At 50.4% G+C, this 1,314-nt stretch carries 2 rRNA genes (1 of these 2 running past the window's edge); both read right to left on the bottom strand.

The window, feature by feature from the left end:
- A 23S ribosomal RNA gene (locus ACFQ88_RS39445) occupies positions 1 to 991 on the bottom strand (it extends 1,937 nt beyond the left edge of the window).
- A 170-nt stretch (positions 992 to 1,161) separates the two neighbouring features.
- A 16S ribosomal RNA gene (locus ACFQ88_RS39450) occupies positions 1,162 to 1,314 on the bottom strand; the annotation flags it as partial.

The raw sequence follows: 1,314 nt of genomic DNA on the forward strand, positions 1-1,314 counted from the left end.
TGACTCCCAAGGATAAGTCATTGGCATTCGGAGTTTGACTGAATTCGGTAACCCGGTAGGGGCCCCTAGTCCAATCAGTGCTCTACCTCCAAGACTCTTACCTTGAGGCTAGCCCTAAAGCTATTTCGGAGAGAACCAGCTATCTCCAGGTTCGATTGGCATTTCACCCCTACCCACACCTCATCCCCGCACTTTTCAACGTGCGTGGGTTCGGGCCTCCATTCAGTGTTACCTGAACTTCACCCTGGACATGGGTAGATCACCTGGTTTCGGGTCTACGACCACGTACTCATGCGCCCTATTCAGACTCGCTTTCGCTGCGGCTCCGCATCTTCTGCTTAACCTTGCACGGGATCGTAACTCGCCGGTTCATTCTACAAAAGGCACGCCATCACCCGTTAACGGGCTCTGACTACTTGTAGGCACACGGTTTCAGGATCTCTTTCACTCCCCTTCCGGGGTGCTTTTCACCTTTCCCTCACGGTACTGGTTCACTATCGGTCACTAGGGAGTATTTAGCCTTGGGAGATGGTCCTCCCGGATTCCGACGGAATTTCACGTGTTCCGCCGTACTCAGGATCCACTCAGGAGAGAACGAAGTTTTGACTACAGGGCTGTTACCTCCTATGGCGGGCCTTTCCAGACCTCTTCATCTACCTCGTTCCTTTGTAACTCCGTACAGAGTGTCCTACAACCCCAAGAGGCAAGCCTCTTGGTTTGGGCTAATCCCGTTTCGCTCGCCGCTACTCAGGGAATCGCATTTGCTTTCTCTTCCTCCGGGTACTTAGATGTTTCAGTTCCCCGGGTCTGCCTTCTCATATCCTATGAATTCAGATATGGATACCACTCCATTACGAGTGGTGGGTTTCCCCATTCGGAAATCTCCGGATCAAAGCTTGCTTACAGCTCCCCGAAGCATATCGGTGTTCGTCCCGTCCTTCATCGGCTCCTAGTGCCAAGGCATCCACCGTGCGCCCTTTCTAACTTAACCGTTAAAAAGAATCACTATGTGATATCTTGTATTACTAATTGAATGTGATGTCTACTGTTATCTAGTTTTCAAAGAACACGTTTCGAAGGAATGATCCTTCAAAACTAAACAAGACAGGGAACGTTCTGTTTATAAGACCCAAGGTCTTATATTCCGTATAATATCCTTAGAAAGGAGGTGATCCAGCCGCACCTTCCGATACGGCTACCTTGTTACGACTTCACCCCAATCATCTGTCCCACCTTCGGCGGCTGGCTCCTAAAAGGTTACCTCACCGACTTCGGGTGTTACAAACTCTCGTGGTGTGACGGGCGGTGTGTACA

The organism is Paenibacillus sp. NPDC056579 (genome assembly GCF_042793215.1).
GTDB lineage: Bacteria > Bacillota > Bacilli > Paenibacillales > NBRC-103111 > Paenibacillus_S.